Origin of the sequence: Paenibacillus polysaccharolyticus, from assembly GCF_900102085.1 — a bacterium.
GTDB lineage: Bacteria > Bacillota > Bacilli > Paenibacillales > Paenibacillaceae > Paenibacillus > Paenibacillus polysaccharolyticus.
Genome location: NZ_FMVM01000030.1, coordinates 13863 through 36068 on the forward strand (window position 1 = coordinate 13863; position 22206 = coordinate 36068).

Sequence of the window (22206 nt, forward strand, 5' to 3'; positions counted from 1 at the left end):
ACCTATTTAGCGTTAAAAAGCAAGTTTTTATGTAAGCATGTCCCATATTTACACATCCGTCCTTTGATCCATATCCCGATCTCCTCACTTCGAGAGACAGAATGATAAGGAAGCAATGAATAATATGTACGCTATCTCTATGAACAAAAGCCCAAACCATATGTAAAAGACGGAGTCCCCTCCGCCTTCTGACTGTATACCCTCGTAGGATTACTCCTCACCAGGTTCCCCGCAAGAGCCCTCTAGCCCTCCATCCATCATATGTACCTGCGCCCGTTTTGACACGGAGAGAATGTGTTTTTATAAAAAAAGGGCAAGTTCCCCATGCGCCGGGATGAGCGCATTCATAGAATACCTCAGCATGTTCATCCCGAAGGGGGCAGCCCATAATGGACTATACCGGTTTATTGCATCAGTTGATTGACGGAATGAGATGCCCCGAACCTGAACACGGGGGACGTTATCTGATTCGATTCGCCAAACCGCAGCAGTACGAGGCCTGTCTCGTTGAATTATCCCGAATGCGCAGTGAATTCACCGATCTGGGAGGCGTTCGAACCTCAAGGCTTGCCAGAACTCTCATCGCTCCTGTCCAGAGCCCGGACGTGTTATATCGATACGGGGACGACATTACGTTAGAGGAAGACACTCCTGTCTCGCTGCATTCTACTGCACTCCACAACAAACCTAGCACCCCTCAAGGCATACCTTGGGGTGTGAAACAGATCCGAGCCCCTAAAGTATGGTCTGTTTCGACAGGACACCGGATCAAAATTGGTGTTATTGATACAGGAGCAGATTACCATCACCCTGATCTACGATACTCCCTTGCCCGTGGCATTAATCTGTTGAACCGAAGCTTGCTTCCCCATGATGACAACGGTCACGGTACCCATATTGCAGGAACCATTGCCGCAGCCAACAGTACCGAAGGCATGATCGGCGTTGCCCCGCGTTCATTAATCTACCCCGTCAAAGCCTTTGATCACAACGGCTCCGCTTATGTCTCGGACATCGTACTCGGCATCGACTGGTGTGTACGCAACAAGGTGGATATTATCAATATGAGTTTCGGTATGAAAACACGAAGTAAATCTTTGCTTGATGTGGTCAACCGTGCATATCATGCAGGAATCGTCATTGTGGCTTCGTCAGGAAATGACGGCAAGCGCCGCAGCATCGATTATCCTGCTCGATATCCGCAGACCATCTCGGTTGGGGCTACCGACAAAAACAGACGTATTGCTTCATTCAGCAATCGCGGTGCTTATGTGGACGTCTATGCACCCGGGGACAAAATTGTGTCCTCCTGGGTGCAAGGCAAGCACCATGAGATGAGTGGAACATCCATGGCAACCTCCCATGTGAGCGGCGCAATCGCGTTGCTGCTCGCCAAACATCCCGGCTTGTCTCCAGCCGAGATCAAGACGCTTGTGAAGCGCGCGACGGTTCCGTTGCGTGCCCGTAAAAGCACCACCGCGAAGAGTAAAGTCCGCGGTGGCGAGCTAGACGCCCTCAAGCTGATGCAAGAGGGCGGGGGGTGACTTGGCGGCGCATGCTACACGCCGCCAGCACCTGTGCTGCGCAGCAACGGGTGCCGGCCACTGCCGGGCACGCCTTGCGCAGCAGGCAAGAGCGAGAGCAGGCACAACCGAGCCTGCTCTTGAAGCAGTGCCCTGCGGCTTTGCCGATGGCAGGGCACTGCTAGGTGCCCGCGGCAGGCGGCAAGCCTGAGCCCTTTACGGGTACTTGGCGAGCATCGCCAGTACCCGTAAAGGCCAGGTGCTGGCCACCGCCAGCCACGGGCACAAAAAAGTCTCCATGCCCGCGCGCGTTAGCAACTGCTCGCGCGGGGCATGGAGACTTTGCCTTCGGCCGAGCGGCAGGAAGCTGCCCGCTACTTGGCCGAAGGGATTACATTTTGTCTGGTGCGGATACGCCCACCAGACGGAGCGCTGTTGCGATGACGGTGCGAACGGCACCGATCAGCGCCAGGCGCGCCTGGGTCTGCTGCGCGTCTTCGGTAATGACGCGATCAGCCCGGTAGTAACTATGGAACAGGGATGCCAGTTCGTAGACATAACGAATGATGCGATGCGGCGCATAACCTGTAGCCGCTGCAGCGATCTCTTCAGGTAATTCTCCCATTTTACGAAGAAGGTCATACTCGTGCTCGGTAGTCAGCTTGGACAGATCGATCTGTGCCAGTGGCAACAACTCGATACCTTGCTCTTCGGCTTGACGATACACACTGCACACACGTGCATGTGCATATTGTACGTAGAATACCGGATTTTCATTGGATGTCGAAATCGCCAAATCCATGTCAAAGTCCAGATGGGAATCCATGCTACGCATCGTGAAGAAATAACGAATGGCATCAATGCCAACTTCGTCCATCAGATCTTCCATCGTTACAGCTTTACCTGTACGTTTGGACATTTTTACTTTCTCGCCATTTTGGAACAAGCTAACCATCTGTGCAATCAAAACTACCAGCTTGTCCGGATCGTTGCCCAGCGCTTGCATTGCTGCTTTCATACGCGGAATATAGCCGTGGTGATCCGCTCCCCAAATGTTGATCATCGTGTCATAACCACGGGAGTATTTATCGCGGTGATATGCAATATCCGGTGTCAGATAGGTATACGTACCGTCGTTTTTGATCAGAACGCGCTCCTTGTCATCACCATATTGCATCGTTTTCAACCAAGTTGCGCCGTCTTTTTCATAAATCTCGTTGCGGTCACGTAGCTCGTCCAGCACGCGAAGCACTTCACCGTTATCATACAGCGATGTTTCGCTGAACCAGATATCGAAATTCACACGGAAGCGGTTCAGGTCGCGTTTGATCTTGTCCAGTTCTTTCTCCAGACCATAATCACGGAAGTATGCTGCGCGATCTCCCGGGTGCATAGACAGCAAGCTGTCTCCTTTTTCAGCAACCAGTTCCTTCGCGAAACCTTTAATGTCTTCACCATGGTAGCCATCTTCCGGCATTTCAGCTTCTTGACCCAGCTCTTGCAGATAACGCGCTTCAATAGAACGGGCCAGATTAAATACCTGGTTACCCGCATCATTAATGTAATATTCACGAGTTACATCGTAACCTGCGTAATCGAGGATGTTGCACAGGGCATCCCCTACAGCTGCTCCGCGGGCATGGCCCAGATGCAGACTGCCTGTCGGGTTGGCGCTGACAAATTCCATCTCCACCTTTTTCCCCGCTCCAACATCAATTCTTCCGTAGTTCTCGCCTTGCTCATGCACCAAGTTAAGCACGGGATAGAGATAACTCTTGTTCAATTTGAAGTTAATGAATCCTGGTCCTGCAATCTCCGCCTTTTCAATTCCGGCTTCTGCAAGATTCAGGTTAGCGATGATTTCCTCGGCAATCTGACGAGGGTTCCGTTTGGCAATCTTGGTCAACTGCATCGCTGCATTGGTAGCCAGATCACCATGGGACTTCTCGCGCGGCACTTCAAGTGTAATAGCTGGAAGCTCTTCCTGTGTTACGATGCCAGCAGCAACAATCGCATTGCCAATGGCTGTACTTACCCGTTCGTTAATCGTATCTAGTGGATTACGTGTCATGAATTTGGTTCCTCCTGTATATGCAAACTAATCGCAAAATGTCCGGCTTCTTCATCAAAGCGGTAAAAGTCGTAGCTCCACGCTGCGCGTGCGCTCAATCCCTGAATGGAAAGTTCCAGCTTCTGTGTATGCGTGGACAGGGCAAACGACATATATGGTGAACGGTAGAAACCTGGAAGCTTTCGGTTTAATTCAAACGTCTGCTCCGACTCCACCTCACCATGACGTATAATCTTGATGGATTGTCCGCCCAGCTTCAATGTTGTACGAGTGATGCCTCCCTCGGGTCCAGCCTGTGGCTCTTCGTAACGAACATACAAGTATGCTCCCTTGACCACAGCTTCTCCCTGCATTTCCTGCAGTACATCTTCCCCTTCATAACGGCTGTGCAGCCGGATCTGAACCGGTCGCATCTTCGACATGAATGTTAACCTCCATTATATTCGAGGCGACGCAAAATCAGGACAGCTGGTGAGAACAGCCCTTCCTGAATGGTTGTGTCGCTATACACGCTCATATTCCGAATAAACTTGCTCTCCTACACTCTACTGTATAACTATATCCAGTTCACCCGCTCAATTCAAATCCAAATTCAGAGTTTTTTTGTTATGACATCAAAAAGGAGAGCTGCACACGTATCGTGCAGCCCTCCCTTAATTCACATCTATCTCGTTATCTTGCTTCATCATCTGGCTGTCTGACTTCATTCACTTTGCCACTTTGCTTCATTGGGCTTGCTCTCTTACTACATTATAATGAAACGTATCTAGGCAATATAACAACATACTTGTTTACCCAGTTTCAAACATAAAATGATGAACTCTGTTCATGCCCACTGCGATGCATACGGATAGGGACAGGTGGAATCGGCCAGTTTCGCGCGCACTTGTACAAGGCAGCCGCAGTGCCGGCATGTTGTTCCATATTGCAGATCAGGGCAGCCTGAGCAGATCGCAAGGCGACGCTCATACTCCTCATCCTCTACCGTAGTGCGTGAGCGTGAAGCGATCTCCACCAGACGAGCCATTTTGGCATCACTGATATGAATATCATACTGGCTGTCACAACCCTTACAGGGTTCGTTTCTTCCCTCACGGGGCTGCTGTTGGTATTGGTGATTGCTAGGCTTCATACCTTAACCCTGAACAGCGACCACACCAACGGAAGCCGGAGGTAACACAAAACGCAATGTATTATTCTCCAAAACAAGCCCTTCCCAAGCTACAAGTTTCACCTGATCTGGCTGTTCAAACGTATTAAATGCCCCAAAGTCAGTGTTATGGAGCAACTGTCCCGATACGCTTGCCGCTTGACCTGCCTCCAGTTGCACGACTACTTCAAGCTCATCCGTATGACTGATATTACATCCTGTCACATGAATAACGCCATCTTTGTTCCGTGATGCAGACAGACTAAGTTGCGGAATCGTCTCCTCACCAAATGTATACCCCGGGCTCTCATAACTGAGATCCAGACGCTGTGCATCCATATGGACCTGATACATATCGAACACATGGTACGTCGGCGTCAGGATCATTTTATCCCCTTCAGTAAACACAAGCGATTGAAGTACATTAACGATCTGAGCCAGATTCGCCATATGCACCCGTTTGTTATGCTGATTGAAGATGTTCAGGTTCACCGCCGCAAGTACTGCATCCCGCATGGTATTCTGCTGGTATAGAAAACCCGGATTGGTTCCTGGTTCAACGTTGTACCATGTCCCCCACTCATCTACGATAATGCCTACTCGGCCTTCCGGATCATATTTGTCCATGATCTCGGAGTGCTTTACAAGTAATTCATCCATAAACAGCGTTTTTTTCAATGTAGTGAACCATTCAGCCTCTCCAAAACCGGTAGCATTCCCTTTATCTTCCCATACACCTGTCGGAATCGTGTAATAATGAAGGCTAATGCCATCCATGAAACGGGCTGCTTCTCTCATCAACACTTCCATCCACTCATAGTTGCTGTCGTTCGGTCCACAAGCAATTTTGTAAATCTGATTTTCTGAATAATTACGTACATATGTAGCGTAACGACGATATTCATCCGCATAATACTCTGGACGCATGTTGCCACCGCAGCCCCAGTTCTCATTGCCGACGCCAAAATACTTCAGCTTCCACGGTTCTTCCCGGCCGTTCTGCTTCCGCCAGTTCGCCATAGGAGACTCACCATCAAACGTAATGTACTCTACCCACTCCTGCATTTCCTGCACGGTTCCACTGCCTAGGTTGCCGCTGATATAAGGTTCTGCCCCCAGCAGTTCACACAGCCTCATGAATTCATGTGTACCAAAATGGTTATTCTCTTCCACGCCACCCCAGTGGGTATTAATCATGCGTGCACGTTCACTTTTTGGCCCTACACCATCCTTCCAGTGATATTCATCAGCAAAACAACCACCTGGCCAGCGAAGCACAGGAATGTTCAGCTTCTGAAGTGCCGCAAGTACATCGTTCCGAATACCTTCCGTATTTGGAATAGGTGAATCTTCACCCACCCAGAGGCCTTCATAAATACAACGTCCCAAATGCTCGGAAAAGTGACCATATATATTGCGATTTATTAATCCTTTATCTGAATCAGCCTTTAAAATAACATTAACCATTATTCCAACCTCCTTGAAATATGTTGTCAACGCTTACAATAACCCGTTTTGAGACAGGTTTCAACCCTTTTGTTTCCTGAAAAAAAAGCCCTTTTCCATATTAAATCTCAGGAAAAGCGCCCAATATGAGGTTACATCATTTAAATTCAATTAAAAATACACATAGATCGTTTTTACTATGAATTAGCTAATACATTAATTCATTTTATAATTTGTTAATTCTGTTCTGAGCGAAATGAAATTTTTGCCGACCAGGTTATTCCACCGTCCGTTGTCTCATAGACGGCAGGCCTGTTCTCACTTGTGACAACGAGCCAGCCGATCTTGGTTGTAGGGAACGAGATACGGGAGCTGTAGCCTTGAGCTTTCAGATCAATGTTTTTCCACGTGGAACCTGCATCAAAGGATCGTCCAATTCCAACCTTGTCCGCAGCAGGTGATCCAGCAGAGAGATATGCAGTCTGGTTACCAATCAGTGCCATGTTGCCTGGATGCCCACCGGGATTAGCCGGTCCGGTTCCTTTGCCATCTTGATTGGCACCGGGGGCCGGCCCTGCGCCTGCTGTCGATTGAGCGAAAACCTGCCTCCAGCTCTCTCCTTGATCACCACTCGCATACAGGGAGTAGGATTGCTGGGACATGCCCGCATCCCCATATAGGATAGCCCATACCTGAGATCCATTTGCATACACGTCTGCTCCGTTCCATGTACCGGATTTCACCTGAAGAGCTGTATTCCAGCTCTTGCCTCCATTACTTGTCTTCTCGATCTTATAGCCTGTCCCAGGTACAACTACAACAGCATATCCTAGTTTGTCTGTAGTGAACGCAGCGGCCCTCGTGTTGGCTGGTGTAGTTATTTTACTCCATGTCACACCGCCATCGGCAGTTCGATACGCACCGTTATAGCTGTATCCGTAACCGTTATTTTTATCACTAAAATCAATCCGCTTGAACGGCGGAACACCTGGTGTACTCAGTCTCTTCCAGTGTGAACCTCCATCGTCCGTACGTATGAGATACGTTAGTGAGGAGCCCTTCACGCCCGCCAGTGCATACCCTGTAACGTTATTTGGGAAGTTTAATTGTTCGAACTGCCACTGTCCCGTGTATATGGGTTGCCAAGTACAGCCTGCATTCGAAGTTCCAATCAAGAATCCTTTACCTGCCGCCCGTCCTGTAGTTTGATTTAGAAAATTGATATCCGTGAATTGCAATTGCTGCTCTTCCACGCCACTGCCTTTTTTCAGTTCTGATGTCAGTCCATGATCTCCTGTGCCACATGTTGCGGTTGAAGGTGCTGCGCTAGCATCAGGTAAAGTATGAGCCTGTCCCATTCCCCATAATAGTGTAAGCACTAGAGTTATCACACTTGCTCGTTTCCATGTCTTGGTGTTCTTGGTTGTCTTGATTCTCATTGGTAACACCTCCTTCTATCGTTTTACCCCAAATCGCGCATCATAACGTAACAATTCGGGTGAAAGCAGATGACAATTTTGCAAGATAAAAAACAAAAACCACCTTTACCCATGACGGAGTTCATCTGGTTAAAGGTGGTGTGCAATACGTTATGTGTCTCTGTCTCCATTCATTCTTATGACAATGAATAAGACTGAATAGCCATCATAACAAAACTGATACTTAGGATCAGACATAAAGCGAAAGAGATTTTACTGGATTTATATTCCCTGATGGCATAAGCACCAAATAACATTGCCAGATTTACAAGCATAAAGCTGAAATTAAAATAACCTATCATGGCTACAACCAGTTGAATAATAAATATGGTTGTAATGGTAACAAACCATTTGGGGAACATACTCAAATGTGCTCGAATGGCGTACATATAATCTCCACCTCACTTCTATAGAGTAATAGGAACGTATGTGCTATAATTAGAGGTATGGACTTATGATTGAGTGTGGATGTTTTATGATCACGGCGTTGCTGTCCGAAAGGGGGTGACGTCGATGGTCAAACTTGTGGCGTTGCTTGATGTAATCCGGTGGATTGCTGCGATCCTCAGCATTGTGCTGAGTGGACGAAGGCTTTACCGTTGGTTGCGTAAAAAGTTTCGTAACAAGCAAAAACCCACCTCATAAGGTTGATCGCCTGACGGTGGGTTTTGCTTGAATAGCATTATTTAATTCATGCACGCCGTGGCAATCCACAGCCTTTCGGGTCCTAAGAGTCATTATCGCGCCAACGATAATGACTCTTTATTTAGTATATGGTCGAACCCGCAGACCCTATACTTCACGACCACAATATATTAATTAAATATATTACTATACTTCTGTTTCCAGTATAACATAGCTCGAAACAGAAGTTAAGTTCACTTACTTCACGAATCCAAGCAGCATTTCACGAATCAACTTGGCAGCTACGATCTGTGTCTGTTGTGTCGGATCATAGATTGGTGCTACTTCCACCAAGTCACAGCCAACAACGTTCACATCCGATCCAGCAATCATGTGAACCGCTTCAAGCAGTTCTTTGGATGTGATTCCGCCAGCTTCCGCTGTTCCAGTTCCTGGTGCAGCAGACGGATCAAGCACGTCGATGTCGATCGTTACATAAACTGGACGGTTGCCCATTTTCGGAAGAGCTTCCTTCATTGGAGCCGCTACTTCAAACGGGTAGAAGTTAATGTTCTCACGACCATACTGGAATTCCTCGCGGGAGCCGGAACGGATACCGAATTGATAAATATTTTGACCGCCCATCAGTTCAGCAGCTTTACGCACAGGTGTGGAGTGAGACAGAGGCTCGCCTTCATAGTGTTCACGAAGGTCTGCGTGTGCATCAATGTGGATCAGAATGAGATCCGGATATTTCTTGTACATCTGTTGAATCACGGGCCATGTCACCAGATGCTCGCCGCCCAGGCCAATCGGGAACTTGTCATCTGCCAGCAGGTTGCCGATGTACTCATGGATAACCTCAAGGCTGCGTCCCGCGTTGCCGAACGGCAAAAGCAGGTCTCCCGCATCAAAATAAGTCATATCCACGATACTTTTATCCAGATACGGGCTGTACTCTTCAAGTCCAACCGATGCCTGACGGATATGAGCCGGGCCGAAACGGGAACCCGGACGGAAGCTAACGGTATAGTCCATCGGCATACCGTAGATGACCGCTTTGGAATTTTCATAATCCTCAGAGCTGCAAATAAATACGTTTCCTGAATAAGCTTGATCCAGTTTCATCTTCATTTCCCCTTTATTTCGTTAAATCTTCCACGAATTTTGGAAGTACAAATGCCGCTTTGTGCAGACGCGGAGAGTAATACTTCGTATCCATCTCCGGAATTTGAGCCTCGTCTACCTCAAGTGGATCATGCCTTTTACTGCCCATGGTAAATGTCCATAGACCACTTGGGTAGGTTGGAATATTACAGCCGTACACATGTACGATCGGGAAGATTTCTTTGACATCTTTGTTCACCTTCTGGATCAGATCCGCCTTAAACCAAGGGTTGTCCGTCTGGGCAACGAAGATTCCGTCTTCTTTGAGTGCTTCATAGATCCCCTGATAGAAACCGCGCTCGAAGAGCGGAGCAGCTGGGCCTACAGGTTCTGTTGAGTCTACGATAATAACATCGTACTCATCTTTATGTTCAATGATATGCATGTAACCATCGTTAACGAGCACTTCAACGTTCGGCTCATCAAGCTTGCCGGCGATTTCAGGTAAATACATTTTGGAATATTCGATCACTTTACCGTCAATTTCGACGAGAACTGCTTTTTCTACAGCCGCATGTTTGATGACTTCACGGATTACACCGCCGTCACCGCCGCCAACCACCAGCACTTTTTTCGGGTTTGGGTGAGTGTTCAAGGCCGGATGTGCCGCCATTTCATGATATACAAACTCGTCCTTAACCGTCGTCATCACCATGCCGTCCAGTACAAGCATATTGCCGAATTCTTCGGTTTCAACCATCGCGAGATCCTGAAAATCCGTTTGCTCCGTGACGTAAGTCTGCTTAATCTTAGCGGTAATGCCGAACACAGGGGTCTGCTTCTCTGTAAACCACAATTCCATGATCGCTACCTTCTTTCCGTAAAAGTAATGAGTGATCATTTTAAAATGCATAATCACTGGTCTGTTCGTCCACACATGCTTTAGTATGTTGTGCCGAACCCTACCTTTTCATTACCCTTTTGCATTATACGCGATAGACGATTCAACTGTAAAACGGTTTTCAGGCCAAAATTGGCTAGAATTTGTTCACTTCGCAGCCCAATTGAATATCCCGGTTATTCCCGTCCCATACTGGAAAGAAAAGAGAGGAGCCCGTTCCATGAACAAGCAAAGTGTCAAGACCCGCAAACGCGGGTTCCGTGTACTCCAATTCATCAAATATCTATCCATACTTACGGCGCTCGGCCTGATTGCCACAGCTGCCATTTTGGTATATCTATACGCAACCAGTCTGCCCCTTGCTGACTCGGATCGCAACTCAAGATTACTAGACAGTCAGGGTGAAGTCATCGCCACCTTCTCCGCTGGCGGCAAGGATTCTATTCCCGTACAACTTCAGGATATTACCCCTGATTTGGTGAACGCTACACTAGCCGTAGAGGATCGTAAATTCAGGCAGCATTTCGGATTCGACATTCAGGGCATGGGACGAGCTGCCCTTGTCAACATCCAGCACATGCGAATGTCTCAGGGAGCCAGTACGCTAACACAGCAGCTTGCGCGTAACCTCTACCTATCCCATGAGAAAACCTGGACACGCAAAGCCAAGGAAGCCATGTATACCGCTCAGCTTGAGATGAAATACAGCAAAGATGAAATTTTACAGATGTACTTAAATGAAATCTATTATGGGCACGGTGCCTACGGCATTGAGGCAGCTGCGCAGATGTATTTTGGCAAATCCGCAAAGAAACTTGATCTGGCCGAGAGCGCTATGCTTGCGGGTATTCCGAAGGGACCGACTTATTATTCTCCCTACAATCATATGAAAAATGCCAAGGATCGACAGAAGATTGTGCTGAAATCCATGATTGAAACGGGTAAAATTACGCAAAAACAAGCGGACTCCGCCTACGAAGAAATGCTGAACTTCAAACCCGAGGGTGAGCGCAAGACGGTGGAGAACGCACCGTATTTCCGCGACTACATTCGAAGTCTTGCAGTGAAGGAGCTTGGCATCAGCGAAGCGATGCTGGATCACGGCGGGCTGAACATCTACACGACACTGGATTTACGAGTGCAGAAGGCTGCGGAAATGGCGGTTGTCAAAGGTATGGATGCGAAAAGCGAGCTGGAGACCGCACTCGTGTCGATTGACCCGCGCACCGGTTACATTAAAGCGATGGTTGGTGGCAAAAATTATCGTACCAATCAGATCAACCATGTGCTGACAACAACACGCCAGCCGGGATCAGCCTTTAAGCCGATTATGTATCTCGCTGCTCTCGAATCGAAGCAGCTTACCAGTGCATCTATTTTCAACAGCCAGCCTACCTTGTTCCATTACGATAATGACCGCAAAACGTACAAACCCGGCAACTTCGGCGATAAATATTTAGGTGAGATTGATCTTCGCCAAGCCATCGCTGCATCTGATAACATCTACGCGGTCAACACGATTATGAAGATCAGTCCAGAACAAGTCGTAAACATGGCTCAAAAGCTCGGTATTACAAGCAAGCTGAGTCCTGTCCCTTCTCTTGCACTGGGTACTTCACCTGTCAGTCCGCTGGAGATGGCCTCCGCCTTCTCCGTTATTGCTGCTGGAGGACAACGGACACCACCCGTAGCTATTTTACAAGTGACGGATGCGGCAGGGCGTGTATTGTATGAATCTCCGCAGACCAAAGCAGACACCGTGGTGGAACCGGCAGCAGCCTACGTACTGACACGTCTGATGGAGAGTGTTTTTGAGAATGGAGGCACAGGCAATCGGGTATCTGCCACCATCAAACGTCCGGTGGCTGGCAAAACAGGAACAACCAATACGGATGCCTGGTTGGTTGGATTCACCCCAGAGCTGTCTACCGCTGTATGGGTGGGCTATGATCAGGGCAAGGCGATCTCGACATCCGATGGCCGCCGCGCAGCCCCGATCTTTGCTCAGTTTACGGAACAAGCCCTTGCAAGTGTCCCCCCAAAAATCTTCTCTGTACCTGATCAGGTCGTGAGTGTCTACATTAACCCGGAAACCGGAAAACTCGCTGGTAACGGCTGCGAAGAGAAACGGCTGGAAGTGTTTATTCAGGGAACGGAGCCGACTGAAGTCTGCCGTGGCGAGACGGAGCCACTGGACAATCCTCAGGACGATAAGGCGCGCGAAGCACAGAACCAAAAAGGGGTACAGGAGCAGAAGCGTTCCTGGTGGAGTGATTTCAAACGCTGGTGGGTAGAATGACAGAATGACGTATATCCGTAATGACTTGATTGCGTCAAGAAGATGGCCGGTTTAACAGACTCCATATATTTACATGGAGGATTCATAAATATGCAGGCGACTGTATGAAGCCTTCGCTACATCTTCATCACAGAAATAAAGCAAGCCCCGAAACCGGATAACCTGCCGGTTCGGGGCTTGTTGCTTTTTTCTTTTTCCCGTTAGGCAAGTGCCTCTTTTAATTCATCCGGGGAAGCATTCCACCATTCTTCATTATGAGAGATCAGAAGAGTCTTCAGTGCCGCTTTGTCTTGCGGTCCCAGCTCATCCAGCATAAATCGGCGTTTCATCGCATAATCCATCCGGTTGACGTGATCCGCGAGCAGCTTCCACCCCCGTTTGGCTTCCGTGTCAATCCACATCTCACATGCCGTTGCCCCGCCATACAACTGTCCTTGCTCTGTACGATCCACAGCAACCCATACCAGCCATACCTGACGTCCATTCGGAACGTCTTCACGATTCGTTGAAAATTTAATGCCTCGTTCCACTTTACTCTTCGCGTGCATGGCACCGATGTCGATTTTCGCTTCGCCCTGGTCAATGATGACCGGAGAAAGATTGTTCAGATCAATAGAGCCTGAACCAAAGCCTTTATGCTTGCTCTTTGCACTCACGATATTCAAGGCAATCTGTTTCTTGCCGTTTTGCTCATTTTGGTCCATGTTCATAGCCTCCAAGAGTTGATACAAATATTTTAACTAATAATTGGCCCAATGCAAACATATACATGCTGTAGATGCTTGTCAACGGGAGGTATTTAACGATGATTCCACGACGCGCCAAGAGCTGGCTCATCATATCCCTGGCCTTATGCCTGTTTGCCGGAGGGGTATGGATCACACTCGGTTACAATCGCTCCATTTCATCTGAGTTACCCGTACTCACTCCAGAATCGGGCAAGTCTCCAGCCAAAAACGGAGCACCCGCCCCCCCGGAAAGTGTACAATCCCCTACAGCCGAGGTATACAGCAAACGTGTGGTTGAATACCACATGGATGTGAAGCTAAACGAGGGGAACAAACTGCAAGGCACACAGACCATAACATGGACTCATCCGGGCAAAAAAACGGTGAACGAACTGTATTTTCATATGTACCCTAATGCATTCTCCTCTGCGGATACTACATTTATGAAAGAATCGGGCGGTAAGCTTCGCGGCGATGTCATGCCTACAGATGGTTATGGCTCCATGAAATTTACTGACATGCAGACGGAGGATGGGCTTTCTCTGCTACACCGGATGCAGTATGTACAGCCGGATGACGGGAACATCAAAGACAAAACGCTGATTAAGGTACGTCTCCCTAAACCCGTCAAGGGCGGGGAAAGCATCACAATACGCACATCGTTTGAAGTAAGTTTACCCAAAATTTTCGCAAGGATGGGCAAAACAGATGATTTTGTCATGGCAGGCCAGTGGTTTCCTAAACTCAGTGCTTACGAGCCTGTTGGAAGACGGGGCCGTACCATAGAAGGCTGGAACCTGCATCAGTATCACGGGAACTCCGAGTTCTATGCTGACTTCGGTATCTACAGTGTGCGTATCCGAGTACCCGAAACATACAAGGTGGCAGCAACCGGATTCCCCACGCAGCAGGCAACCTTGAAGAATGGTGAGAAAGTGTATCAATTTTATGCCGATGATGTGCATGATTTCGCTTGGGCAGCCTCACCTGATTTTGTGTATGCGGAGGAACCCTTCTCTGCCCCCAACGTGCCCGGTGTACGCATTAAACTCTACCTTGATCCGGCACATCAGGATCTGAAGGAGCGGTATCTCTTTGCTGCCAAAGCCGCATTAACGAATTACAGCAAGTGGTTCGGTCCCTATCCTTATGCCACCTTATCTATCGTGGTTCCGCCAAAAGCCGCAAACGGGGCCGGAGGCATGGAGTACCCAACTCTCATTACAGCCTTTGGGGCCGATGACACAACACCGGGTTACGATCTGGAACGCACCGTTGTTCATGAAATTGGACATCAATACTTCTACGGCATGGTTGCGAGCAATGAGTTTGAGGAGGCCTGGCTGGATGAAGGGTTCACCTCCTATGCAGAAGATAAACTGATGGAACAGGAATACGGATTGATTCCGAATCTACCGGTACAATCAGGTCTGATCACATCTCCGGCCCCTCTAACACAGCCCTCGTGGAAGTTTGACTCACAGAATCAATATGCTTCCAACGTGTACACAAGGGGCAAACTGGTACTACTCGGCATTGAACAGCAAGTCGGAGCGAAGACCATGGAACGAATCCTTGCGACGTATGTAAAAAAGTATCGTTTTAAACATCCCGCAACGGGTGATTTTCAAAAGGTGGTTGAGCAAGTCACCCGCACCTCCTGGGCGGATTACTTTGACCAATATGTCTACCGGAACGGCATGGCCGATTTTGCTGTAGAGAAGATCAACGTTTCTTCTATAGAGAAGGACGGCAAAAAAATGTACGAGTCCTCTGTCACCATTGTCAAAAAGGGCAGTGACTTTCCCAAGGTTCCTGTTCGAATTGCGTTTGAGGACGGCCATACCGTAACCAAACACTGGGATGGCCACGAGGATCGCGTCACCTATAAACTGACATACACATCTCCTGTCACCTGGGCCATGACTGACCCTTTGTATGACATCGTGCTCGAAAATCGCCATATGAACAATTTCCTGAGAACCGGACTGGACGAGCAAGTCAAATCCCGCTGGAACATGAGTGCTACGAAACTAATTGAAGCCATATTCGGAGGTCTGTCATGGTGAGGTGGAGACAGTGAAAGCAAAAATTCGTGAAGGCTGGTTTCTCGTCCGTCAGCATATGTTTATTGCCGCACTCTTGTTTATCTATCAATTAACTTGGGGTTATTTCATCTACCGGTTGGTTCAATCGGCTGTCGTTCCTCTATTACTACGTTATCCAACGGATGATGTCGGCGAGCTAAGCACACTTTTATTCAAAATGGAAAGCCAGCTCAGCCTGTCCGGTCCGGAGGTCCAGCGTTATCTGTGGATTTTGGGCGGCATGTTATTGCTTCGCCTGCTGATCAGTCCACTTATTCAGGCCGGGTTACTCTACTCCCTGCAACATTATCAATCTACTGAAGAACGCATTCCTTTTATTCGGGGCATCAAAACGTTATGGAAACCCATGATATTGCTACACACGATACGTACCTTTCTCATGTTCTTGCCTGCGTACTGGCTTCTTCCCAAATTGTATTCTACAATAATGGACAGTTTTCATTCTCTTCATTTATTACTTCCCGGCATTCCATATATAGCAGGCTGGATTATTTATGGCTGGATCGTACATCATGCAGTGCTCTACATGCAGTTTGGTATTTCTGACCCGGAAGCAGAAGGGCGAATCCACGGGACGCTCAAGGGACTGTGGATTGCTGTGCGCCGCATCTTCGCTGTTATCGGTGTTGCGCTGGTGTTGGGAGTTGTCCATTTGTTGGTCTTTGGTGCATTCACTTCCGCCTCCTGGTTCTTGACAGGACTATCCGGATTAATCCTGCAACAAACCTATCCGCTTGCCCGAAGCCTACTCAGTATGTGGAAAGTATGTAGTCATTTTCGTTTATGGCAGTCCACATCTACCAGACATGAAAATCATATACGTTGAACTAAAATGTTACATGCCGTCTGAGATCGCTTTCAAAAATAAAGAAATGTTACCATCTCATGTTAAACATTTCATTGGTTATTACGTATAAATACGCAAACCTCGACCTTTCCCCGTCAAAGGTCGAGGTTTTTTTTGTTAATTTTACTGCTAAACGTTGCCAAAGTACTAAGCCTCTGGTACAATAAGCGCAGTGAGTTTTTAGTAACAACTTTGTAATCTTTAAATCCTTATTTGTAACAACTTTAAATTAAATCCTTAAAATTAAATTTTCTTTTCATTTTTCAGGTGCATAACTAGCATAGCCAAATTCCTGGCACCTGGGAAGCGGGGGAACCAGTTATGGGTGAATTGATCTTGAAACAGAGGGATCATAGGGGACCTTCAACCGAATCCTTAAGCTAACCTCGCAGGCGTTGGAAGGGGTATATCACTTGTTTAAGAAGAAACTGACCGCAGCAGTACTTAGCCTCACATTTGCATTATCACTTGGAGCAGGCAGCGCATTTGCAGATTCTAAGATGGATAAAGTAATTGATTCAGCAATGGGAACTACATACAAAAGCGGAGGAACAACGCTTGACGGTTTTGACTGCTCCGGATTCACACGGTATGTATTCGACAAATTAGGTATTGATTTGGCTCGTCAATCCAGCTCCCAATACGACATGGGTGATTCTGTATCTCGCATGGAGATGAGACCTGGAGATCTGGTGTTCTTCAACACAACAGGTAAAGGTATATCACACGTAGGCATTTTTGTAGGAAGTGGCAAGTTTGCACATTCTTCTTCTTCCAAAGGTGTAACAATCAGCTCTTTGAGTGAGAACTACTGGGCTAACCGCTACGTTGGCGCTAAACGGATCATGAGCACGGACGATTATGAGTCACTGGCCCTTGACTAGGTACAAGCTGTAATCAACATGATGTTGGAACCATGTAACTCTACTGTAACGAAATACGAAGTATAAACAGAACCGCCCGGTACATTCTCCGCAGGAATGTATCCGGCGGTTTTTTTATGCTTTCTGACTCTGTGTAGTTCCCGATGTTGCAAGTCATGGTGTGTATGTGAACTAACACGTTCGCCTGCTTTCGTTTGTCCGTGCCCTTATCATGTTTTTACCCAGCCTGTTATAATATAAACGGAATGATCACGACTTTTGTTTCAATTTTTATCTGATTATAGGAAGACTTGCCTAATACACAGCTCTTTTGTAGAGTGAACAATGACAGGGATATCGGAGAAAGGAGCATACACTGTTATATGAAGAATGAAGCCTATTTGATACTTCATGTTGTACCGATGCAAGAAGAACATGCTGAACTTATATGTGGCTGGAAATACGACCCACCTTACAATATCTATAGCTGGCTACCTTGGGAACAGATGAAAGCACTCGAAGTCGAGTTTGGTGATGCACAGCTCAGACAACAACAATATGCCATTATCCTGGATCAACATGACCAGGTTTATGGATTCGCACAATATTTCCCGCTCCAGCATGTCACACGTATTGGTCTCGGTATGCGCCCCGATCTGTGTGGGCAAGGTCTCGGCAAAGCATTTGTTACTGCGATTGTACAAGAGGCCATCCGCCGGAATCCATCCAATGAAATTGATCTTGAAGTACTGACTTGGAATAACCGCGCTATCCAGGTATACCTGAAGAGCGGATTTGTCATCCAGGATACATATGAACGCCAAACTCCTAGTGGTTTAAAGCCCTTCCATTGCATGGTTTATGAAGGCCCAAGAGAGTAAACTCACGATTAAATGGTTTCAATTTGTCTCTCTTTTGTGATTAGTTCAAAAAATTACCACAAAATGCTATGATGTAACGACGGCTTCCGTTATAATGATAGGGATTAGTTTGAGTTAGATGATCTTTCATTCTGGGGGGACATAAGGGATGCACAAATGGATCATGAGCGGGGTATTTTTTGCAGCATGTGCTTTAGCTATTGTTTTAATGTTTACGCTTCCAGGTAAAGAGGAAGTGGAGCAGGAAGCCAAACCAAGCATGCCTGAAGTGGCTATGGATGCTGGACAGGCTGAGACGTTAGTGAAAGCCAACTGTATTTCCTGTCACGGCGATCAGCTCCAAGGTGGCGTAGGCCCAGCTCTTGCAAACATCGGTAGTAAAGACGATGTGGAGAAAATCTATTCCACCATTGTCAAAGGTAAAGGCGGCATGCCTTCATTCAAAGGCAGACTGCAGGATGAGGAAATTGCCCACATCGCGATGTGGCTGGCAGAGAAGAAATAAGCATTTTTGCGCGCAAGGCATCAAAGAGGCTCTCATCCTCCCGTTAGGGAGGCAAGAGCCTCTTTTGGTATGCATGACAAACATCATCCTGCAGACGACGTTGATGCAGATTATTATGTTCTCATTTTCTCAAAAGCTTCGTTGTACTGCTCTGCTTCTTTGATGTCTACCGATGTAATGCCACCTGCATCCCAAGACGTAAGACGCAGTGTAACCGTTGTATAATCAATAGTAATAAAAGGGTGATGATTGAATGCTTCCGAAATCGCAGCGACTTCATCCACAAAAGCAATCCCTTTCATATAGTTAGAAAACACAAATTTGCGGACAATCCACCGTCCCTCTTCCAGTTCCCAGCCTTCCAGCCTTCCCAGATGAGCTTCGACTTCCTCTTGCGTAAAAACCATGCGTTATCTTCCTCCCCATATGATGAGACATCGCGGACTTACATCCACATGACCATCGGCACCTTTACATGCTGCCCATACAGCCTAAAAGGCAGGCCACCGCCCAGCGGCGCCTTTTTCATGAGTATCATCTTACCACGTCAAAGCACCAAAATCCATAGAACAGATGGCTCAGTGCCTTGAAGCGCAAGGTTTTATCGTCACTACACATGTTAAATTAGAGGTACAAAGGTTAGCTCTTCTTCTCCAATCAAAATATGGATCCGGTGTTGGTCTTTATCATGGATCACCACACCGCTCCCAACCGGAATGACGGATTCCTCTCCAAGCGCGTAGAACAAGTCCTCCGCCAGTGCTTCATCTACCTCGAGCTGTTCCGGTTCCCCTAGTCTCCCCCACTCTTCCGCATCCATTTCAAAGAAAACATAGCGATCCGGTATGCGTCCTATGGCCACCGTTAAATCTGTCAATATTCCTTCATAATCACGTCCATGCTTTACGCCCATTGACTTCTCACTCCCACTCACCTTGTAAAAGGCGGATTTGATCTTATTATACCTGAAAATAACCCTTAAAAAAAAAGCCCATCTGGTCGATAAATACTATACATGACCGTTTCATTCGTTTTCGGTAGCCATGGAGGTTGCCAGACATGCAACGGATTGCAGCAGAACCTTCGTCTGGAAGCCCGAATTCTGCCGCCTGAAAGGATTCAATTTTATCTCATGGATGAGGTGTATGATGGAAATTTCAACGATTATCGGACTAGTTTTGGGGTTAGTCTCCCTTGTACTCGGTATGTTTTTGAAGGGTGCTCCGCTGATCAACCTCGTTAATAACCCGGCAGCATACGTTATTATCTTCGTTGGTACGGCAGGAACCATCTTTATGGCGTTTCCTATGTCTGAAGTTAAGAAGATCCCGAAGTTATTCGGTATCCTTTTCAAGAAGCAAGAACTGATTGACCGCGTTTCTCTAATTGGCACATTTATGGACTGGGCTTCCACTACCCGTCGTGAAGGTTTGCTCGCTCTGGAATCAAAAGTAGAAGAGATTGATGATCAGTTCCTTCGCAGCGGTATGCGGATGATTATTGACGGTAACGACCAGGAATTCGTCAGTGATGTACTGATGGAAGATATTCATGCGACCGAAGAACGACATCGCGGGGGCGCACTGATCTTCGCTCAAGCGGGGATGTATGCACCAACCCTCGGGGTTCTAGGGGCCGTCGTAGGCCTGATTGCGGCACTCGCTGACCTCAGTGACATGGAGAAGCTCTCTCATGCGATTGCAGCGGCATTTATCGCAACCCTTCTGGGTATCTTCAGTGGTTACGTGTTATGGCACCCGATGTCCAACAAGCTGAAGCGGATGTCCAAGAAAGAGATGGAAATCAAGTTGATGATGGTTGAAGGACTCTTGTCTATTCAATCTGGCGTATCTACTATTGCCATCAACCAAAAGTTATCCGTATTCCTGACACCTTCCGAACGTAAACAACTGGAAGAGAAGGAGGGATCATCAGGTGAAAAAGGGTAAAAAACACGAACCGCATGAGGAGCATATTGATGAAAGTTGGCTGCTTCCCTATTCCGACTTAATGACCTTGTTGCTCGCCTTGTTCATCACCCTGTTCTCCATGAGTTCACTGGATGCTGCCAAATTCGAGCAAATGGCCTCAGCACTAAGTAGCGCGCTCAACGGAGGTTCCGGCGTTCTGGATCACACGTCAATGAATCCAACGGACTCCAGTACAGACCTAGGCAAAAACAAGGAAGTACCGGAGGTAATCACAAAGAAAACTCCTGCGCAGATTACGGATGCCCAGATGGCCCAAAAAGAACAGGAAGATCTGGAAAAACTCAAGAAGCGACTCGACAAGTATATTTCTCAGAATGGACTATCAGACCAACTGAATACCAAACTCAACCAGTCTGAACTTAAGATCACCATCAGTGATAAAGCGTTGTTCTCCTCTGGGCGAGCAGATGTGAAGCCTGAATCACGTTCACTGGCCAAGGCGATCTCTAGCATGCTGCAAGAGTTCCCTGAGTATGAAGTTGTCGTATCCGGCCATACCGATAATATTCCCATTTCCAATAACCAATATAAGGATAACTGGGATTTGAGTGCAGATCGTGCTCTGAACTTTCTGAAAATTCTGTTGCTGAATCCGCAGCTTGATCCTTCCAAGTTCACACCTAGTGGATACGGGGAGTATCATCCAATCGCCAGCAACGATACAAATATCGGAAGAGCACAGAATCGGCGTGTAGAAGTGTCCATTATCCGGAAGTATCAAAGTAACAATGCGAATGTAAAATCCGTGAATGGCGGCAATTAGCAGTCCTTCAGCACGGAATGAGTTTAAGACCGTTCTCCTTGAAACTGATGGAGAGCGGTTTTCCTCTTTTTTGAGGCGTCGAGTATATGGGTGTCCTTCTGTATTTAAACTAAAAAGCATTGTCTCCTCTTAAAGGAAACAATGCTTTTTCATTCGTGCTAATATTAAGGCGGCCTTCACCCGTTTCATATTCAGTAATCCTTATTCTAGTGAATAGTCCAGTAAGCTGCCCAGTTCTGCTTTTTCAGCAGATGTAAGCTCCCGCCATGTTCCTGTTGCCTGCTCTCCAAGATGAATGTTCATGATACGAATCCGCTTCAGCTTGCGAACCTCATATCCGAATGCACTGCACATCCGCCGGATTTGACGGTTCTTGCCTTCCGTCAAAATAATACGGAACACACGGTCTGTCATTCTAGTTACGGTGCAAGGCAGCGTCATTTCACCTAGGATTTTAACACCGGTGCTCATTCCCCTGAGGAAGCTTGGTGTGATTGTCCGATCAACCGTTACAATATATTCCTTTTCATGACGACCTTCGGATCTCAAAATCCGATTCACGATGTCCCCATCATTCGTCATCAGAATTAAACCTTCCGAATCCTTGTCTAGACGTCCGATCGGGAAGATCCGTTCATGATGCCCAACAAAATCAACGATATTCCCCTGAATATGCTGTTCAGTTGTACTTGTGATTCCCACGGGTTTGTTCAACGCAATGTACACATGCTTTTTCTTCTCACTAATCGGCTTCCCGTTGATTCGAACATCGTCGCCTTCTTCTGCTTGACTGCCGAGCTCCGCCTTAATGCCATTAATGGTCACCTGACCACTTTCAATTAATTTGTCGGCTGCTCGGCGGGAGCAGTAACCTGTCTCACTAATAAATTTATTAATACGCAAAAGGTCATCTCACCTCAT

General features: G+C 47.3%; 22 protein-coding genes and 1 riboswitch. Of the genes, 10 read left to right on the forward strand and 12 right to left on the reverse strand.

Annotated features, from left to right (window positions below; genetic code table 11):
- The first annotated feature begins 389 nt into the window (after positions 1-389).
- A complete protein-coding gene (locus tag BLQ13_RS27515) occupies positions 390-1544 on the forward strand; it encodes a S8 family peptidase (protein ID WP_090924867.1) in 1155 nt (384 codons plus the stop codon).
- 370 nt (positions 1545-1914) lie between these two features.
- On the opposite strand, the gene argS is transcribed toward BLQ13_RS27515, so the two are convergent.
- From argS to BLQ13_RS27545, 6 genes are all read right to left on the reverse strand, one after another.
- Positions 1915-3594 carry an arginine--tRNA ligase gene (gene argS, locus BLQ13_RS27520; protein WP_090924868.1) on the reverse strand — a complete coding sequence of 560 codons (1680 nt, stop codon included), beginning with the start codon at positions 3592-3594 and terminating at the stop codon, positions 1915-1917.
- Positions 3591-4016 (reverse strand): YwiB family protein, encoded by a 426-nt coding sequence (locus tag BLQ13_RS27525; protein ID WP_090924869.1) that lies wholly within the window; start codon positions 4014-4016, stop codon positions 3591-3593. The genes argS and BLQ13_RS27525 overlap by 4 nt, the downstream gene beginning before the upstream one ends.
- Before the next feature lie 404 nt (positions 4017-4420).
- Positions 4421-4726, reverse strand: coding sequence for a DUF6171 family protein (locus tag BLQ13_RS27530; protein ID WP_221790080.1), 306 nt, complete (start codon positions 4724-4726; stop codon positions 4421-4423).
- A 3-nt stretch (positions 4727-4729) separates the two neighbouring features.
- On the reverse strand, positions 4730-6211 hold the full coding sequence (locus BLQ13_RS27535) for an alpha-N-arabinofuranosidase (RefSeq protein ID WP_090924870.1): 1482 nt from the start codon (positions 6209-6211) through the stop codon (positions 4730-4732).
- 215 nt (positions 6212-6426) lie between these two features.
- On the reverse strand, positions 6427-7629 hold the full coding sequence (locus BLQ13_RS27540; RefSeq protein WP_090924871.1) for a WD40/YVTN/BNR-like repeat-containing protein: 1203 nt from the start codon (positions 7627-7629) through the stop codon (positions 6427-6429).
- A gap of 176 nt (positions 7630-7805) precedes the next feature.
- The gene (locus BLQ13_RS27545) at positions 7806-8057 is read right to left on the reverse strand and encodes a hypothetical protein (protein WP_090924872.1); all 252 of its coding nucleotides are present in this window, start codon (positions 8055-8057) and stop codon (positions 7806-7808) included.
- A gap of 124 nt (positions 8058-8181) precedes the next feature.
- Between BLQ13_RS27545 and BLQ13_RS29075 the strand changes: the two genes are divergently transcribed.
- On the forward strand, positions 8182-8313 hold the full coding sequence (locus tag BLQ13_RS29075) for a hypothetical protein (RefSeq protein WP_260410934.1): 132 nt from the start codon (positions 8182-8184) through the stop codon (positions 8311-8313).
- A gap of 237 nt (positions 8314-8550) precedes the next feature.
- Here BLQ13_RS29075 and speB read toward each other — a convergent pair whose 3' ends face one another.
- Positions 8551-9420, reverse strand: coding sequence for an agmatinase (gene speB, locus BLQ13_RS27550; RefSeq protein WP_090924873.1), 870 nt, complete (start codon positions 9418-9420; stop codon positions 8551-8553).
- A 13-nt stretch (positions 9421-9433) separates the two neighbouring features.
- On the reverse strand, positions 9434-10261 hold the full coding sequence (speE, locus tag BLQ13_RS27555) for a polyamine aminopropyltransferase (protein ID WP_090924874.1): 828 nt from the start codon (positions 10259-10261) through the stop codon (positions 9434-9436).
- A 259-nt stretch (positions 10262-10520) separates the two neighbouring features.
- On the opposite strand from speE, the gene BLQ13_RS27560 reads away from it, so the two are divergent.
- Positions 10521-12599, forward strand: a complete 2079-nt coding sequence (locus tag BLQ13_RS27560) for a transglycosylase domain-containing protein (protein ID WP_090924875.1) — start codon at positions 10521-10523, stop codon at positions 12597-12599.
- 200 nt (positions 12600-12799) lie between these two features.
- Here BLQ13_RS27560 and BLQ13_RS27565 read toward each other — a convergent pair whose 3' ends face one another.
- Positions 12800-13303, reverse strand: coding sequence for a YwhD family protein (locus BLQ13_RS27565; protein ID WP_090924876.1), 504 nt, complete (start codon positions 13301-13303; stop codon positions 12800-12802).
- A gap of 101 nt (positions 13304-13404) precedes the next feature.
- On the opposite strand from BLQ13_RS27565, the gene BLQ13_RS27570 reads away from it, so the two are divergent.
- From BLQ13_RS27570 to BLQ13_RS27590, 5 genes are all read left to right on the forward strand, one after another.
- Positions 13405-15396, forward strand: a complete 1992-nt coding sequence (locus BLQ13_RS27570; RefSeq protein ID WP_090924877.1) for a M1 family metallopeptidase — start codon at positions 13405-13407, stop codon at positions 15394-15396.
- A gap of 10 nt (positions 15397-15406) precedes the next feature.
- The gene (locus tag BLQ13_RS27575; protein WP_139168952.1) at positions 15407-16261 is read left to right on the forward strand and encodes a hypothetical protein; all 855 of its coding nucleotides are present in this window, start codon (positions 15407-15409) and stop codon (positions 16259-16261) included.
- Between the two features lie 293 nt (positions 16262-16554).
- Positions 16555-16692: riboswitch (cyclic di-AMP (ydaO/yuaA leader) on the forward strand.
- 3 nt (positions 16693-16695) lie between these two features.
- Positions 16696-17166: a C40 family peptidase gene (locus BLQ13_RS27580; RefSeq protein ID WP_090924879.1), complete on the forward strand. Its 471-nt coding sequence runs from the start codon at positions 16696-16698 to the stop codon at positions 17164-17166.
- A gap of 362 nt (positions 17167-17528) precedes the next feature.
- Positions 17529-18026, forward strand: a complete 498-nt coding sequence (locus tag BLQ13_RS27585) for a GNAT family N-acetyltransferase (RefSeq protein ID WP_090924880.1) — start codon at positions 17529-17531, stop codon at positions 18024-18026.
- A gap of 148 nt (positions 18027-18174) precedes the next feature.
- Positions 18175-18531 carry a c-type cytochrome gene (locus BLQ13_RS27590; RefSeq protein ID WP_090924881.1) on the forward strand — a complete coding sequence of 119 codons (357 nt, stop codon included), beginning with the start codon at positions 18175-18177 and terminating at the stop codon, positions 18529-18531.
- A 113-nt stretch (positions 18532-18644) separates the two neighbouring features.
- On the opposite strand, the gene BLQ13_RS27595 is transcribed toward BLQ13_RS27590, so the two are convergent.
- Both BLQ13_RS27595 and BLQ13_RS27600 read right to left on the reverse strand, forming a co-directional pair.
- Positions 18645-18938 carry a 4a-hydroxytetrahydrobiopterin dehydratase gene (locus BLQ13_RS27595; protein WP_090924882.1) on the reverse strand — a complete coding sequence of 98 codons (294 nt, stop codon included), beginning with the start codon at positions 18936-18938 and terminating at the stop codon, positions 18645-18647.
- 212 nt (positions 18939-19150) lie between these two features.
- Positions 19151-19444, reverse strand: coding sequence for a hypothetical protein (locus BLQ13_RS27600; RefSeq protein ID WP_090924883.1), 294 nt, complete (start codon positions 19442-19444; stop codon positions 19151-19153).
- A gap of 235 nt (positions 19445-19679) precedes the next feature.
- On the opposite strand from BLQ13_RS27600, the gene motA reads away from it, so the two are divergent.
- Both motA and motB read left to right on the forward strand, forming a co-directional pair.
- Entirely contained in the window at positions 19680-20480 is an 801-nt protein-coding gene (gene motA / locus BLQ13_RS27605; RefSeq protein ID WP_090924884.1) for a flagellar motor stator protein MotA, read from the forward strand.
- Entirely contained in the window at positions 20467-21285 is an 819-nt protein-coding gene (gene motB, locus BLQ13_RS27610) for a flagellar motor protein MotB (RefSeq protein WP_090924885.1), read from the forward strand. Before motA ends, motB begins: the two co-directional genes overlap by 14 nt.
- A gap of 201 nt (positions 21286-21486) precedes the next feature.
- On the opposite strand, the gene BLQ13_RS27615 is transcribed toward motB, so the two are convergent.
- Complete coding sequence (locus BLQ13_RS27615) at positions 21487-22188, reverse strand: pseudouridine synthase (protein WP_090924886.1); 702 nt, start codon at positions 22186-22188, stop codon at positions 21487-21489.
- Positions 22189-22206 lie beyond the last annotated feature (18 nt).